We start from the raw sequence: 15,226 nt of genomic DNA, 5'->3' as shown, positions 1-15,226 counted from the left end.
AGATTTATCAGAAGGTGATATAAAAATAGTAAAAAGGTTATTAACAGATGTTCAAAATGCACTTTCAGGTCATTAAAGATTATTTTTATAATCAGATTTATGAAGAAGTTCATAAGTCATTTCCGTCTTTTTTCTCCGTGTTCGATAAGGAAGATGGTGCATATCCTCTTTTAGGTGAATTAGGATGTTTCATTTTAAAACACTCTGATAAAAAAGATATTATAGAACAGACAATTGATTTTATAAACAAGGCATTACAAAAAGGTGAGTATGAAACAGAAGATGCGATTATTATTGAAATGTTTTCAAAATTATATGAAGATAGTATACTAGCAGACAATATAGAACGAGGTTTATATGGTAAAGCATTGATACTTTTCAGAAAATATCGAAAGGAATCTTATGAGGACCATTAAAATTTGGATAAAAATAAGGAAGCTTTAATGTCCACATTGCGGTTCATCAGAAATTATCACAAAGGGGGAATAAAATTGCAAAATGAAGATAATTCAATCAAATACTAACATTAGGGGGATTATTTTGATGATTCTTCTATTTGTTGAAATGCTTTTCCTTCATTTTCTTTTTAATGCTACCTTAGGTAACAGAGAGAGTCTTATTAGGATATTCAATGAATCACCATTCCAAATATTCTTTGGATGGACAATTATATGTGTGCTAGTAGTATTCCTATTACAAGTATCGTGTTGCTAATTGCTAATTATGCTTTTTCCATCAAAAATAGAAAATTATACTATGTGATAAATCCTCTCGGGTAGTTATTGCTACGATGATAATTCTTTGTATAAAATTCATACGCTATGGATATACTATGGATGTATTTAGTTTAACTCGTTGGCGGAATTAAATTAAAGGATAAATTAATATGCAAGAAAAGTTGAACATACAAGAAATTATTTGTAACTTAGTAAAAACCAATACACTAAGTTCAATAATTCGTATGCATAACTTATATGAAAATTTCGTAAAATTCCTTGATATATGTGGAGGAACAGGTATCATCGAGCAGCGCACTTACTTGAAATACTGCAACGGAGCGGAAACGTTCTACAGTTACGGCCCTGCACGCAGACGTTTGCAGAACCTCGTGGTCAATGCTAAGGCAGGTACTATTATGGAAAATACCTACAGCTACGACGCAGTGAGCAACGTGCTCGGTATTAAGAACAATGCTCCACTCCCACAGAGTGGCAAGGCAGGCGGACAGATGAGCCATAGTTATACTTATGACCCATTGTATCGTTTGGCAAGCGCAACAGGTACTTATAAGGGAACGGACAATAAAGCCGCTTCTTATACGTTGTCTATGGGTTACGACAACATGCACCGCATCACGAGTAAGAAGCAACATCTCTCGCAGACAGGTGTGCAGTTTGACGGCACGCTCAATGCAGGCTATGACCTCACCTATACTTATCAAAAGGCAGATGGTAAGGAGTTCCAGCTTGACAATGTTCATGATATTAACTACCGAACGGAAGAAACTCCTACGGAGAGTACCAATATCAACAACGGACACAAGTACACTTACGACCTCAACGGGAACCTTGTTTATATCAATACCTCTCGTGTAAAGAAAGACGGCAAGGAAGATGAAAAGGCAAGTGAGCAGAAGTATCGTTGGGACGAGGAGAACCGCTTGTTGGCAGTGGATGAAAACGGGTTTGTGAGCAACTATTGGTATGATGCCGATGGTGAGCGCACGGTGAAGACCTCAGGCGAAAACGAAGCTATCTATGTGAACTCTGAGTTCTCGGGTGGCAACACCGGTACGGCACGCTTCAGCCTTTATGTCAGCCCATACTTGGTGGCAGGGCAAGGTGGTAAGTACACCAAGCATATCTACATCGGTAGTCAGAGAATTGTCAGCAAGCTTGGCGACTTGGCAAGTTACGGTGCAGACCCAAGACGAATACCGTATGCAGGACATGAGGTTGATGGTCTCACCATTAATTACAAAGATAAGTACAATCAGCAGTTACAATCCATTAAAGACAACTACAAGGCGTTTGACTTGCCATATAATGGGCAGGACAATGACGACTACGTGAATGGTCAGGGGTTCTGCTGCAACGACGGCACGCCCGAGGCAGCACAAGCAAGGGCAATGGCACGCACAAGAGCTGCAAGCGGTAACTTCAAACCCAACGACGACTACGAGAAGATGCAGTTCTACTACCATCCCGACCATTTGGGTAGCAGTAGTTACATCACCAACTTGGACGGCGAAGTATCACAGCATATCGAGTATGTACCGTTCGGCGAAGTGTTCATCGAAGAGCGCAACAATACGTGGAACACGCCGTACCTCTTCAACGCTAAAGAGTTTGACGAGGAAACAGGTATGTACTACTATGGTGCAAGATATATGGATCCCCAAAATTCTATGTGGCTGGGGGTTGATCCGCTAACGGAGAAATATCCGAATTTAACAGGATATTGCTACACAAATAATAATCCTGTCAAGTATATTGATCCAACTGGTACAGATTGGTATAGAAATGATGAAACTGCTGCTATTTTCTGGCAGGAAGGGAATGCTAACTCTATAACATACGATGGTCAGGAGTATAGAAATATAGGTGAAACATATAGTATATATCAATCTGGAATGAGATACGATTATCAGCAGGATAAGATTATAAAAGTATCCGATGCAAGTGGTAGGTTTAATGTAGAAGGTGGGCAATATATACCTAAGAGTTTTATAACAGATGATGGAACTAAAGTTAGTGTAACTTTTAAGTATAAGAGTCCAACTGGGGGTTATGGTGATTATGCATTGTTAAAAGATGCTGTTAGTTTATTAATTAAAGGGATAAACGATGCTAATATTTCTGGCGCAGGAATTACTTCTATTGATGTTTCTACAACTACAACTGGGAAACATTCCCCTTCAAGCAATCATTATGCATCAAATGGAGGAAGAGCTATAGACATTGACATGGTAAATGGAATCTCAGTTAAAAATCCTAAATCACATGAAAAAGTTGATGCTTTTCAACGTGCAATTAGAAAGAATCCTATCTTAAGAGAGAATTTTGGACCTAATATACAAGAAAAAGAGGGGAAAACTAAGAGGATCTCTGGGCATAATAATCATATTCATATTGCAACTCAAAAGCGATGAAAAAATATAGGGCATGTTTTTTAAGCATAATTATATTGTATTGCTATATAGGATTACCTATTTATTCACAGAATAAGGATACTTTGTGCATTCACGGAGATTTTGTTTGTACAATAGGTAAATATTTGGTTTATTGTCAAAATAGCGATGATACGGAAGCGATTGAAAGGAAACTGCAAAGACTGGATATAAGGAATTACCGCAACCACAGTTATTGTATCGATTCAACCATGACCTCGAATTGCTTAAAGATCTCGGACTCTGCACTGATATATGCAAAAGGTAGGAATATTATACTTTGGCATGTTCCTCAAAATGCAAAATATATTTATTGGCATTCAAAGCAGAATTTACCCATTGTGAACCTAGCTCAAAGTCGGAATAGGGATTATTTAATGGTGAGTCGAATAGATTACGAAGCAGAAGAGATGCTATTAACAATTATGGGAAAGAAAATGAATATTCTTTTTGAAAAGAAAATTAAGCTAAATGGTATGGAGATAGAGGGGGCGATTCCTATATCGTATGCCATTGAATCTTGTTTTGTTATTCTTGTCCAGGACAAATTATATCTCATCGACTGTGAAAGATTAAAGATTAACTTAATCACGAATCATTGTGATGTTTTTACCACCAGTACTCACTCAATTATCTATTACAAATTTATTTCAGATGATAAAACTAGAGGATATGAGTTGATACCATCCCGAAACGAAATACAAGAAATAGACAGGAGTCTTGAACAATCCTTATATGATTGTCCTCTGACTTGGTTGTTTACTTCAAGAGTTAACGACGAAAATATTCCCATATATTACGTATGCGGAAAAGCGTATCGATTAGAAAAACATAATTGGCAAGAAATTCCTAAAATAATTATCTATCAAGATAAAGCAATTAGTATTACCGTCCCAATTATTAATGGTACTTTTCAATATAACTGGTTCAGTTTTTCTTTTCTTAATGATAGTGATTGGTAATGCTTCAGATTGGGAGTTGTGAAAATAGGGTCTTGATTATCAGGACTATCTGATAAATTAAAAATGCGAAGGCAGGAATTAGCGCTTTGCCTTCGCATTATTTTCGCAATTATAGCATAAGCAAATGAAGCAACAGGATAGTTTTGAAACTTTATGCTCCAGATTGGGAGTTAAGTTTGTATGTCGCTATTGTCAATCTGAGTCTATCGTCAAAAGTGGGAAGAATTGCAATGACAGACACCGCTACCAATGCAAACATTGCCACAAGCGTTTTATTACCGAGTACATCTACAATGCCTATCTTCCTGACACCGATTCCAAAATCACCCAACTGACCAAAGAGGGATTGGGCAATCACAGCACGATACTAACGTTGGGCATTATGATTTATCAGCATTCATTCTTGTTTACTCTCAAGAGATTTTGTCAGTTGCACTGCTTGCAGTTGCAGTCTGATAAGAAGTTGGGAATAAGTTTCAAGTTTACTGAGCAATCGTTGAGCAGTGGCAACAGAATGATAAGTATTGAGGGCTTTCACGGCTTCGTTGTACAGCACGCCTATCTTATTCATCATGGCGACGATTTCGGAGAGTTTCTCCAAGTAAGGCTCTTTTGCAGGGTCTTGGGTGATGACCTTAAAGGTTTCACCCAAAAGCCTTGCTCGGACAAAGTCGCTCTTTGTTTTTGCTCCCGACTTGCGGTAGAGATTGATAAGTTTCTGCTGGTCTTCGGAATTAGGTATTCTGATGTGCCATCTGTCCCATCTTGGGCAGGTGGCACGTCTGCCATCGAGCTTCTTGGATTTCTGCTTTTTCATTGCTTTCTAATCACGACTTTGGAGTGATTTAATCCCCTTTCGGGGCAAGGGTCTTTGTGGTACAAATGATAATTTGTGGTACAAAGACACACCTTGCCAGTATAGAGAAAGAGATAGTTTGTTATGTTCCATAAAGTAACCTTTCTGGGGTGCTTTTGATAGACGAGAGTTCAAAGTTCAAGAAGTAAGTCAAGAGATAAGTTTAGACTAACTTCTTGACTTACTGACTTTATGAGCTGACATATTTTTGACTAAAGTTAATTTTGACTTAGGTCGAAACTAATTTCTTGACCAAAGTCACAACTGACTATTTGACTTAAGTCGCGACTGATTTCTTAACTTAACTCATAACTTACCTGTTTGCGGTATGGGATTATAATGCCTTTCAAGCATTGTCTGCATGTCGCTCTGCTTGTATAGTATCTTCCCTCCGATTTTGTAGAAAGGAAGTATTCCTGCATTTCTGTACTCTTGGAGCGTGCGTGTGCTGAGCCGTAATTGGCTGCATACCTCCTCGCCAGTGAGGTAAACCTCTCCACCCAACATCGGACGGGCTGTGGAGCAATAACGCTCCAGTTTCTTCAAAGTACCCTCCATCAACTGTGCAAACATCTGCATTTGAGGGTCTTGCTGTGTAATGATTTCTTTCTCTTCCATAGTTCATTCTGTGTTTGATTTCATTCATTGTTTGCATTCAGTAACTCTGCGATGTCGCTCTCCTTATAATAGCATTTATGTCCAATGATGGAGAAGGGTATTTTACCCGTGTCGCGATAGGATTGCAGGGTGCGTTTGCTGATGCCGAGCCTGCGGCATACGGCTTCGTTGTCAAGCCATTCGTTCGTTTCGGGCGGATTGCCGATGAGTTGTTCGATACTGTGGATAAAGTCTGCAAATTCGGAGCAGTGTCGCTCCCACGCTTTGCGGTCGATGATAATGAGTTTCATTGCCTTAATTTTGTTATGATTACTTTGTTGTTGCTCGGCAAACAAACTGTTATGCAGTCCATTGCCGTACTTCTCAGGTGTAAAAGTAAACCCTCGGAAGCACCGCTGCAAGAAATGAGGATAAGCAGGGGAATAGAGAGAAAACAAGAGAAAAGAACAAAGGAAATCCGTCTGTATTATTGCGGTAATGAGATGAAGTGCCGGCTCTTTCCTTTTATTATTTTGTTGTTTTATCGATAATTCGATAGTTCGACAAATCAAGATATCGAAGTGTCGATAGATAGTTTTATCGATAGATTATTTTGACAACAGATAGTCATGACAACAGATAGTCATGACAATAAATTGTACAAACAACAGATAGTCCGTATTATCGTCAGTCCTATCTGTTGTTGGTTGTTACGCCTTGCGTCCAAAGAGCCTGAGTATGCCGTATTCTTGTCGTGCCTATACTCTCTTATGGCAGCCCTGCCCTGCAAGGTTGGGAGAGATGAATACGACCGCACGAATATTGAAAATGGCAATACCAACTTGAAAAGAAAAATCCTGCGCTGGAGATTCTTCTCTCCATCCGCAGGACTCGACCTTGTCAGGGCAGATAGGCTGCCGTTGTACCTTTGCACGATAAGAAACGGCTTCAGGGGCTTTGCGTGCGCCTTTGCTTACAACGCCTTCGGGCTTGCTTCCTCCGTCAGTCTGACCGTTGGCAGATTATTGCTCTTGGTGAGCAGCACTATCGTGCCTGTGAGTTCGGTGTAAAGACGGTCGTATTGCTCGTCAGAAGCCAATATGTCCGTCAAACCGAATTTGTCGAATGTGGCTTGAACAGCCTTGTTCGACAACAATATGGGTGCAAGCATATCGGGGAGCGGAGCAGGCAGTTCCCTCTCAAACTCGTTCTCCAAGACAGAAACAAGCGTGTCGTACTTGGAAAAGTGCAAACCTTGATACAATACCTCACTTGCTATGCTCTCCGCTTCGAGGTGCGAAAAACCTTGTGCCACAGCATCGCAGTAGGCAGTGAGAACCATGTCTGCCCGTGTGGTGATAAACTCCGTGTCGTGCAATCTTTCGGGGTGATGCTCACTCATGTAACTTCTTAATTTCAACCGAAAGTAGGAAAGTTCCTGTTTGTTGTTCTTTTTCATTTTGTCCTTATTCAGTGTTGATACTTAATGATGGTTGTTTAACGGTCTAAGAAAATCATTTTATCATATTCTTGGCGGACAGACACGCAGGGCCTTTCGAAGTTCCCTTGTGGTGTTGCTACCTATGAGTGGCTGCATTTCACGTGCAATCTTGCTTTTGCTAACCTTTGCATAGAGTTCGGTGGTTGAAATAAAGCGGTGTCCGAGCATCTTACTGACGGTTTCTATCGGCAAGCCGTTCTCCAAGCAGATAGTTGTCGCAAAGGTATGTCGTGCCGTGTGCGAGGTGGCTTCGGTATGAGGTGGGAGTCCTGCCTTGATGATGATATCCCTTATCTTGCGGTTGAAATGGCTATTCGTGGGGAACTCACGAAAGAGCAAACCCTCCTTTTGTCCGTCGCTGACAATGGTGAGTATCTCTTCGGCAATGGGTAATAAAGGAACAATGCTTCTGTTCTGAGTTTTTGTGCGACAGAGCGATATGTACCTGTGCCCATCGTCAAGAGTGTAAACATCGTCCATTCGAAGTTTCTTCAAATCAGAAAAAGCTAGCCCCGTAAAACAGCCCAAGAGGAAGATGAGCCTGCAATGGTTGTCCACCGAGCGGTGTGGGCGATATGAGAGAAGTTTGTGTAAATCGTCAGAAGTGAGGGCATTGCGCTCGTAGGTGGGCGTTTCAATGTCTATCAGTTCAAAAGGGTCTGCATGGATATACCGCTCCTGCTGTGCCTTTCTAATAACTTGATGCAGGTGGCGCAGACGGTTGGAGACGGTGCTCTCCTTGTTTCCTAAGTCCCTAAGCATGAACAGACGGTAGCTTTCTATTAGGTCCTTGTCGGCTTCTTTGGGAAGACAGTCCTCATTTCTCCTTGTTTTCAGAAATTTAACAAAGCTCTTCCTGCTGTCCCTAAAAGCCCTGACGGTAGCCTTTCCTATAGTCTTGCCCTGCAATTCCTCCTTACTTTCGCAGACAGCTTGGTAAAGCTCTATGAGTGTTGGGGTAGATTTTCCTTGATGCAGGAACTGCTCCTTAAGATATTCTGCCGTGATATAGTTCTCTTCTCTTAACGTGAGTTCATAGAGTGCGTGAAGTCGTTTATCTATTGAGTCCAGTTGATGATTGACGGCATTCGCTCTGTTAGCTGCCACCTTTATACGTCCTATCTTTGATTGCCAATCATCGGGAAAGGTGTGCAATCCTGTTGAGAATGAAGCAGACGCACCATTGCAGGTGATACGGCAGCGGATAATGCATTCATTCCTTTCGCTTGTCTTGCTTCTGTCTATATAGAATAGAATTGAAAATGTACTTTTCATTTTTCCATGTATGTTTTATCGTTTGTATTCCTTATAATTTCTAGTTAGTCAGACGATATTGTGCGATGAGAGGGAGAATCTTCTCCACATCCCGAAAGACACGCTCTGGAGAAGTCTCTGCATACACCTGTGTGGTCTTTATTTGGCTGTGTCCGAGCATTTTCGATACGCTTTCGATAGACACGCCTTCAGAAAGCGTCATCTGCGATGCGAAGGTATGCCTTGCCATGTGAAAAGTCAGCGTTTTCTGAATACCGCAAAGCCGTGCTATCTTTTTGAGGTGTATGTTCACCGTATCGCAGCCTGGTATGGGCAGCAGATACCCTTTGGGCGGTTCGTGACGGAACGCCCTTGTATGGATACCCCTGTACCGCTCGATGATGGCGGATGCTTCGGGCAGTAGCGGAATGTGGCATAGGTTGCCCGTCTTCACTCTCAGCTTGCGTATCCAATCCATATCGGACTCGTGGATGATATGCTCTGACGTGAGGTGGTACACATCCGTATAGGAAAGACCGGGATAGCACGAAAAGAGAAACATATCCCTTGATACCTGCTCGTAGCCTTGCAGTTCGTTATCGCTTAATGCTGCTATTCTGTTTACTTCCTCCCTTGTGATGTATCGGGGTGTACCCACGTCCCAGCGGATAGAGTGAGCGATGAAAGGATAGATGTCTATGATGTGCCGTTTGTATAGGTCCTTGAGTAGGGATGCCAGCATTGTAAGATAACCAGCTGAAGTGTTGAGTTTAAAACCCTTTTCTTTGGCAAAAAACTCCTCCAAGTCTTTGATAAGGGCAGTATCGGCTTTTTGCACGGGAATATCGTTCACATGGTAGCGATGTCTGAGAAATTTTGCCAGATGCTTACGGAAAAGCAGCAGACATTTCAGTCTTCTTTCACTGCGGTCTATACCCACCCGCTCACGGAAGCGGTCGATATACTCGTCTGTATGATGAAGCAGTCCCTGCGATCTGCTGTTTAACCCGAATACAAGTTCCCTTATCTGCTCTGCCGTAACAGTGTTGTTCAACTTGCCCAAAAGCGATTCGTAAACTTGATGGACGCTTACTTGCAGTCGGTCAAGTTCGTTGTTTACTGATACGGCTTCGGCACTCTTGCCCACAAGTCGCTGTTTACGACTATCCCAAAGTTTTGGGGTACAGGCGCATTTGCAACTGAACTGAACCATTGAGCGACCGATACTGATGCGTCCCATTACGGGACTTTTTCCGTTTTTGTCCTGCGTACCTCTCTTGAGGTAGAAAAGCAGCTTCATTTTTTCTTTTTCCATTGTTCTTTTGCTTGCAAAATTACACTTCTTAGAGGAACTTTGAGTGATGCAAAACATTGATAATGAAAGAGAAATCACCGTTTTAGTTACCACTTTTAGCTGTTCTTTTCCTTTCATCGTTTCTCGAACGATTTGGTAACTGAACTCTTGCTTTTTCACTCCTTTCTTAGCCTATTTCCTTTGATGCAACTCAATGAGTAAGCAGGAAATATATCCTCTATTTCAACCAGATACGCATTCTTCTCCTTTTCTTGCTTCCAACTCCTATACTTCAGGGATAAATAAAGCTGGCTCTATAACGTATTGTATGGTTCTTGTGTTGATATTCCACCGGTTTGGTGCGGGTGCTTAGCACATGTGGTGCGGATGGTATGCACATGTGGTGCGGGTGGTATGCACCACATGTGCGAAGGGTTAACACCATTGCTGTATAGAGAAGGGTAGGGATTTAATGTGCGTGAAGCGTATTAAAACAAAGATTATTCTGGAGTTGTGTTTAGTTGGAGGCTATACTTTTCGACAATATTTTTAGGTCTATGACGAATTACTCACATGATTTATTATAGAGCCATAAAGCCTGATGAGTCATGGGAAAAATCTGCTTTCATTGTGGAAAACAAATAAAATATGCAGAAAATGACCGAATACGGATCTACCTATCAGTTCTTTATATCATGAAATATTTGACAATTGCTTTTAGCGAAGAAGCAAATAAAAAAAGCGGTATAAAGACATCATTTAATGTTCGTCTTATACCGCTTTGTAAGTTGAGGTTGTACTTATCTGCCGTCAAAAACCACTTGCGGTTTCCGGCGATTTGTTACAGATAATACTCCTGATACAACCATTTATCTATGAGAGGTGGTTTACTTCTCGCAGCTGCAGCCCGTCCAAGGCTTCAATTCTTTGAAGAAGTCATGACCCTTATCGTCAACGAGGATGAAGGCAGGGAAGTCCTCAACGGTAATCTTCCATACAGCTTCCATACCGAGTTCAGGATACTCTACGCACTCAATGCTCTTGATACTGCTCTGTGAGAGAACGGCAGCAACGCCACCAATCGTACCGAGATAGAAGCCACCATGCTTCTGGCAAGCATCTGTGACAGCTTGTGTACGATTACCTTTAGCAATCATCACGAGTGAACCGCCATGTTCCTGGAACTCGTCAACGTATGGGTCCATACGGTTGGCAGTGGTTGGTCCCATTGAACCACATGGGTAGCCCTCTGGAGTCTTGGCTGGTCCTGCATAGAGGACAGGGTAGTTCTTGATGTAATCAGGCAAATCCTCGCCAGCATCCAAACGAGCCTTGAGCTTAGCGTGAGCAATGTCACGTGCAACGATGATGGTACCCTTGAGGTTGACACGTGTTGAAACAGGGTATTTTGTCAGTTCAGCACGAACAGCATCCATACCCTTGTCGAGGTCGATTTCGATACCCTTTGCCCCTTCTCCTGGCTTGCGGAACTCCTCTGGAATCAACTCGCTTGGGTTAGTGTCCATCTTCTCCAACCAAATACCATCTTTGTTAATCTTAGCTTTGATATTACGGTCAGCAGAACAGCTAACACCCATACCGATAGGGCAGCTTGCGCCGTGGCGTGGCAGACGGATGATGCGGATGTCGTGTGCAAGATACTTACCACCAAACTGTGCACCAAGACCAATCTTATAAGCCTCTTTAAGGAGCTTCTGCTCGAGGTCGATGTCGCGGAAAGCACGTCCTGTCTCGTCACCGGTAGTAGGAAGATTATCATAATACTTGATACTTCCGAGTTTCACGGTGAGGAGGTTCTTCTCGGCAGAGGTACCACCAATCACGAAACAGATGTGATAAGGAGGACAAGCTGCTGTACCTAGGCTTTTCATCTTCTCAACGAGGAAAGGAATGAGCGTACCCTCGTTCTGGATAGTAGCCTTTGTCATTGGGTAGAAGTAGGTCTTGTTAGCAGAACCACCACCCTTAGCAACCATTACGAAACGATATTCTACACCCTCAACAGCTTCAATATCAATCTGTGCAGGGAGGTTACACTTGGTATTCACCTCATCATACATATTGAGCGGAGCATTCTGTGAATAGCGTAGATTCTCCTCTGTAAAGGTGTTGAATACACCACGAGAGAGCGCCTCTTCGTCCTCAAAGCCAGTCCATACCTGCTGTCCCTTCTCACCATGAATGATGGCAGTACCCGTATCTTGGCAGAAAGGCAGTACGCCCTTCACAGCTGTCTCAGCATTGCGGAGGAACTGGAGAGCAACGTACTTGTCGTTCTCTGATGCCTCTGGGTCGGTCAGAATCTTTGCAACTTGCTCGTTGTGTGCACGACGGAGCATGAACTCACAATCGTGGAAAGCCTCCTGTGCTAGTAAGGTGAGCGCCTCTTTGCTCACCTTTAGGATTTCGTTACCTTCAAACTCACCAACGCTGATACCTTCCTTCGATACCAGACGATACTCGGTGTCATCTTTGCCCAATTGAAACATGGGTGCATACTTGAATTCTGCCATAATGTTTTGTGTACCTGTCTGCCCTTTGTTAGTTGGGCAGACAGGGTTTTTACTATTTGTTTATAATATGTTTTTGTATTTTCTTTCTACGTTCGATTAATAACCGAAGATTTCTTCAGTTGTCACTTTCCTGATAGGTGCAATCTTTTCCAATGCCTTGAGGTCGAGCTCTTTCTCGTCACCGAGGATGATATACTTGAATGGCTTGTTCGCAATGTACTCCTTCTCGAAGTTGATAACATCCTGTAGTTGCAGACTTGGAAGGGCCTTGTAGATCTTTTCACTCAATGAGTAGTCGATGCCTAAACGCTGTGCTGCAAGGTAAGAGGTGAGGATAGCATACTTAGTTGTACGGTTAGATGCAAGGCTCTTCATCAAACTCTGCTTTGCAAGGTCGAAACCACTCTGACGTACAGGGACGTTATTGAGGAGCTTATTGAACTCGCCTACGCAGTCCATCATTTTATCGTTTTGTGTGATGATATAGGTGTAGAAACTCTCATTTCCTCCTAAACGATAAGGAGAAGCATAGAGAGCTGAAGCTGAATAAGCCAAACCGCGTGACTCACGCAACTCCTGGAAAACGATAGCGTTCATACCACCACCGAAGTATTCGTTGAAGAGGGCAATGATTGGAGCACGGTCAGCTGACCATTTCTGATCATCGTTATGGAACTGTACCATATAGATATTCTTTGCATCGTAAGGAGCAATGATTACCTCATTCTTCGGTGTAGTCTCCTCTTTATAACGCTTGATAGCTGGTACAGCAGCAAACTTCTTTGGTGAAAGGATGGTCTTGCTGACAAGCTGGTCGATGTCTTTCAGACTTGAAGGACCATAGTAGAGCACGGTCTGCTTGTAGTTCTTCAGGTTCTTCAGCAAGTTGAGAAGTTCCTGTGGGTTCATCGCCTTCAATGCTTGCTCGCTTGGAGCGTTGAGGGTAGGGTTGTACTTTCCGTAAATTGCATAGTTTCTGAGGGCAGAGAAGTTAGCCTTCTGGTTAGCCTTGTTATCGCTACGTGATTTCAGAATCTGCTCAACATAGAGGGCGTAAGCCTCCTTGTCAACCTTTGCATTGTTGAGTAAGTCGTTCAACAGTGCAAGTGCCTGAGGCAGGTTAGAGTTGAGACCACTTAATGTGATGTATGATACATCGTTTCGTTCAGAGATGCTATAGTCGCAAGCTAACTTGTAGAACTGCTGCTTAATCTGCTCGTTGCTGAACTTGTTCGTACCTAAATAGTCCAAGTAACCAGCTGCATAGTCGAGCAATGGGTTGTGTTCTTCACCATAAGGGATAACGAAGCAAAGTGTGAAGAGGTCGTTTGATGTATCCTGCTTATAAAGAACAGGAAGCCCCTTCTTTGTTGTTGCCTTGGTAAGGTCGTGCTTATAGTCAACAAACTGTGGCTGGATAGGAGTTGACTTTGTGTTTACAATCTCCTTCAAGAAGTCACTCTGCTTGTCGTTGTTGGTTGGGATTGGAGTGATAGTAGGCTTCTCTACCTTTTTAATAGTGGTGTCGTTGCCTTGCTCCTTATAGACGCATGCGAAGTCGTTACGGAGGAATTGATTGGCAAAACGCACAATCTCTGCCTTGGTCAACTTAGATACACGAGCGAGTTTATCAACTTCCTGCTTCCATGATTTATGATTGATGAAGGCATCCACATACTGCTTAGCACGGAATTGGTTCTTGTCAAGTTCTGTGTAGTAGTAACGTTTATAGTTGTTGATGATAGATGGTAGGAGGTCATCAGAGAACTCACCCTTCTTAAGCTTCTCAACTTCTGATAAAGCCAAGGCACGTGCCTCTTGTAAGGTCTGGCCTTTCTTTGGCTGTCCATAGATATAGAAGACAGAATAGTCGTTCATATCGCTAACCCCTGCACCTACTTCTTGTACTTTTAATTTCTGGGTAAGGTCAAGGTCGAAGAGTCCTGCTGCTCCGTTAGAAAGCAATTGTGCCACAATCTCCAGTGTGTCCATCTGGAGAGAATTACTTGCCTCAGCACGCCAACCCATGAAGAAGGAAGGAGCTTCCTTACCGATAATGGTTGTGTCAACAGGTGCTGTGAGAGCAGGCTGTACTGGGAACTGTGGCACGTCAATATGTGCGCTTGGCTTCCAGTTGCCGAAATACTTCTCAATGGCAGCCACTGTCTCGTCAGGGTTAAGATCACCAGAGAGACAAATAGCTACGTTGTTAGGTACGTAATACTTATTAAAATAATTCTTGATGTTTGTGATTGAAGGGTTCTTCAAGTGCTCACCAAGACCGATTGTTGTCTGGGTTCCATAAGGATGGGTAGGGAAGAGTTTTGCAAACAAGGCTGCATACATCTTGCGCCAGTCGCTGGAAAGACCGATGTTATACTCCTCATATACCGCCTCTAACTCTGTATGGAAACCACGGATAACCATGTTCTGGAAGCGATCACCCTGAACCTTTGCCCATGTGTCCAACTCGTTAGATGGTATGTTCTCTACATAACATGTAACGTCATTAGAGGTATAAGCGTTGGTACCCTCACTACCGATTGCTGTCATCATCTTGTCATACTCGTTAGGAATGTTGTAACGAGCTGCAAGCTGTGAGATAGAGTCAATCTGGTGGTACCACTTCTTTCGTGCAGTTGGGTCAGTGATGTGGCGATACTGCTCAAAACGTGCTTCGATAGAGTCGAGGTAAGGACGCTCTGCCTCTACATTAGAAGAACCAAAGTGGGTTGTACCCTTGAACATAAGGTGCTCTAAGTAGTGTGCCAAACCTGTTGTCTCCTTTGGGTCATTACGAGAACCCGTACGCACAGCGATATAAGTCTGTATGCGTGGTTTCTCCTTGTTGACAGAAAGGTAAATCTTCAGACCATTCTTCAGCGTATAGATACGCGTCTTCATTGGGTCATTGGGTACGCTCTCATAGCTGAAACGCTGAGCGTAAGCCGTTACAGTTGCCGCGAGGAACAATAATCCTAAGGCAAGCCCTTTAGAAAGGGTGCGGTTAATAGAATGTTTTCTCATAATAATCAGTTGTTTCTGTTATTTTCTATGTA

11 protein-coding genes and 1 pseudogene are annotated in these 15,226 nt (G+C 42.7%); 4 read left to right on the top strand and 8 right to left on the bottom strand.

Going from position 1 to position 15,226, the window contains the following annotated elements:
* The first annotated feature begins 56 nt into the window (after positions 1–56).
* The 4 genes and pseudogenes from J4856_RS03635 to J4856_RS13440 form a co-directional block, all read left to right on the top strand.
* Positions 57–416 (top strand): hypothetical protein, encoded by a 360-nt coding sequence (locus J4856_RS03635; protein WP_143150333.1) that lies wholly within the window; start codon positions 57–59, stop codon positions 414–416.
* A gap of 545 nt (positions 417–961) precedes the next feature.
* The gene (locus tag J4856_RS13095; protein WP_234967142.1) at positions 962–3,151 is read left to right on the top strand and encodes an RHS repeat domain-containing protein; all 2,190 of its coding nucleotides are present in this window, start codon (positions 962–964) and stop codon (positions 3,149–3,151) included.
* Positions 3,152–3,594: 443 nt separating this feature from the next.
* Positions 3,595–4,131: a hypothetical protein gene (locus tag J4856_RS13090; protein WP_231728394.1), complete on the top strand. Its 537-nt coding sequence runs from the start codon at positions 3,595–3,597 to the stop codon at positions 4,129–4,131.
* A 124-nt stretch (positions 4,132–4,255) separates the two neighbouring features.
* A pseudogene (locus J4856_RS13440) lies at positions 4,256–4,363 on the top strand (hypothetical protein); the annotation flags it as partial.
* Positions 4,364–4,528: 165 nt separating this feature from the next.
* Here the strand turns inward: J4856_RS13440 and J4856_RS03610 are convergent.
* The 8 genes from J4856_RS03610 to J4856_RS03575 all read right to left on the bottom strand — a co-directional run bounded on the left by J4856_RS03610 (position 4,529) and on the right by J4856_RS03575 (position 15,194).
* On the bottom strand, positions 4,529–4,948 hold the full coding sequence (locus tag J4856_RS03610) for a plasmid mobilization protein (RefSeq protein ID WP_025836697.1): 420 nt from the start codon (positions 4,946–4,948) through the stop codon (positions 4,529–4,531).
* 345 nt (positions 4,949–5,293) lie between these two features.
* Complete coding sequence (locus tag J4856_RS03605; RefSeq protein ID WP_025836695.1) at positions 5,294–5,605, bottom strand: helix-turn-helix domain-containing protein; 312 nt, start codon at positions 5,603–5,605, stop codon at positions 5,294–5,296.
* Between the two features lie 20 nt (positions 5,606–5,625).
* A complete protein-coding gene (locus J4856_RS03600) occupies positions 5,626–5,895 on the bottom strand; it encodes a helix-turn-helix domain-containing protein (protein WP_072904647.1) in 270 nt (89 codons plus the stop codon).
* A 662-nt stretch (positions 5,896–6,557) separates the two neighbouring features.
* Complete coding sequence (locus tag J4856_RS03595) at positions 6,558–7,043, bottom strand: DUF1896 domain-containing protein (protein ID WP_025836691.1); 486 nt, start codon at positions 7,041–7,043, stop codon at positions 6,558–6,560.
* 63 nt (positions 7,044–7,106) lie between these two features.
* A complete protein-coding gene (locus tag J4856_RS03590; protein ID WP_025836689.1) occupies positions 7,107–8,360 on the bottom strand; it encodes a site-specific integrase in 1,254 nt (417 codons plus the stop codon).
* Positions 8,361–8,400: 40 nt separating this feature from the next.
* Positions 8,401–9,654: a site-specific integrase gene (locus J4856_RS03585; RefSeq protein WP_065368070.1), complete on the bottom strand. Its 1,254-nt coding sequence runs from the start codon at positions 9,652–9,654 to the stop codon at positions 8,401–8,403.
* 866 nt (positions 9,655–10,520) lie between these two features.
* The gene (locus J4856_RS03580; protein ID WP_065367913.1) at positions 10,521–12,167 is read right to left on the bottom strand and encodes a fumarate hydratase; all 1,647 of its coding nucleotides are present in this window, start codon (positions 12,165–12,167) and stop codon (positions 10,521–10,523) included.
* Positions 12,168–12,263: 96 nt separating this feature from the next.
* Complete coding sequence (locus tag J4856_RS03575; RefSeq protein WP_065367912.1) at positions 12,264–15,194, bottom strand: M16 family metallopeptidase; 2,931 nt, start codon at positions 15,192–15,194, stop codon at positions 12,264–12,266.
* Positions 15,195–15,226: the final 32 nt, after the last annotated feature.

Source organism: Prevotella scopos JCM 17725 (assembly GCF_018127785.1).
GTDB lineage: Bacteria > Bacteroidota > Bacteroidia > Bacteroidales > Bacteroidaceae > Prevotella > Prevotella scopos.
This window is presented reverse-complemented; position numbering and strand designations above follow the sequence as displayed.

Coding starts and splice junctions, on each gene's coding strand:
- J4856_RS03635 (WP_143150333.1), top strand. CDS start 57: ATGCACTTTCAGGTCATTAAAGATTATTTTTATAATCAGATTTATGAA.
- J4856_RS13095 (WP_234967142.1), top strand. CDS start 962: ATGCATAACTTATATGAAAATTTCGTAAAATTCCTTGATATATGTGGA.
- J4856_RS13090 (WP_231728394.1), top strand. CDS start 3,595: ATGGGAAAGAAAATGAATATTCTTTTTGAAAAGAAAATTAAGCTAAAT.
- J4856_RS03610 (WP_025836697.1), bottom strand. CDS start 4,948: ATGAAAAAGCAGAAATCCAAGAAGCTCGATGGCAGACGTGCCACCTGC.
- J4856_RS03605 (WP_025836695.1), bottom strand. CDS start 5,605: ATGGAAGAGAAAGAAATCATTACACAGCAAGACCCTCAAATGCAGATG.
- J4856_RS03600 (WP_072904647.1), bottom strand. CDS start 5,895: ATGAAACTCATTATCATCGACCGCAAAGCGTGGGAGCGACACTGCTCC.
- J4856_RS03595 (WP_025836691.1), bottom strand. CDS start 7,043: ATGAAAAAGAACAACAAACAGGAACTTTCCTACTTTCGGTTGAAATTA.
- J4856_RS03590 (WP_025836689.1), bottom strand. CDS start 8,360: ATGAAAAGTACATTTTCAATTCTATTCTATATAGACAGAAGCAAGACA.
- J4856_RS03585 (WP_065368070.1), bottom strand. CDS start 9,654: ATGGAAAAAGAAAAAATGAAGCTGCTTTTCTACCTCAAGAGAGGTACG.
- J4856_RS03580 (WP_065367913.1), bottom strand. CDS start 12,167: ATGGCAGAATTCAAGTATGCACCCATGTTTCAATTGGGCAAAGATGAC.
- J4856_RS03575 (WP_065367912.1), bottom strand. CDS start 15,194: ATGAGAAAACATTCTATTAACCGCACCCTTTCTAAAGGGCTTGCCTTA.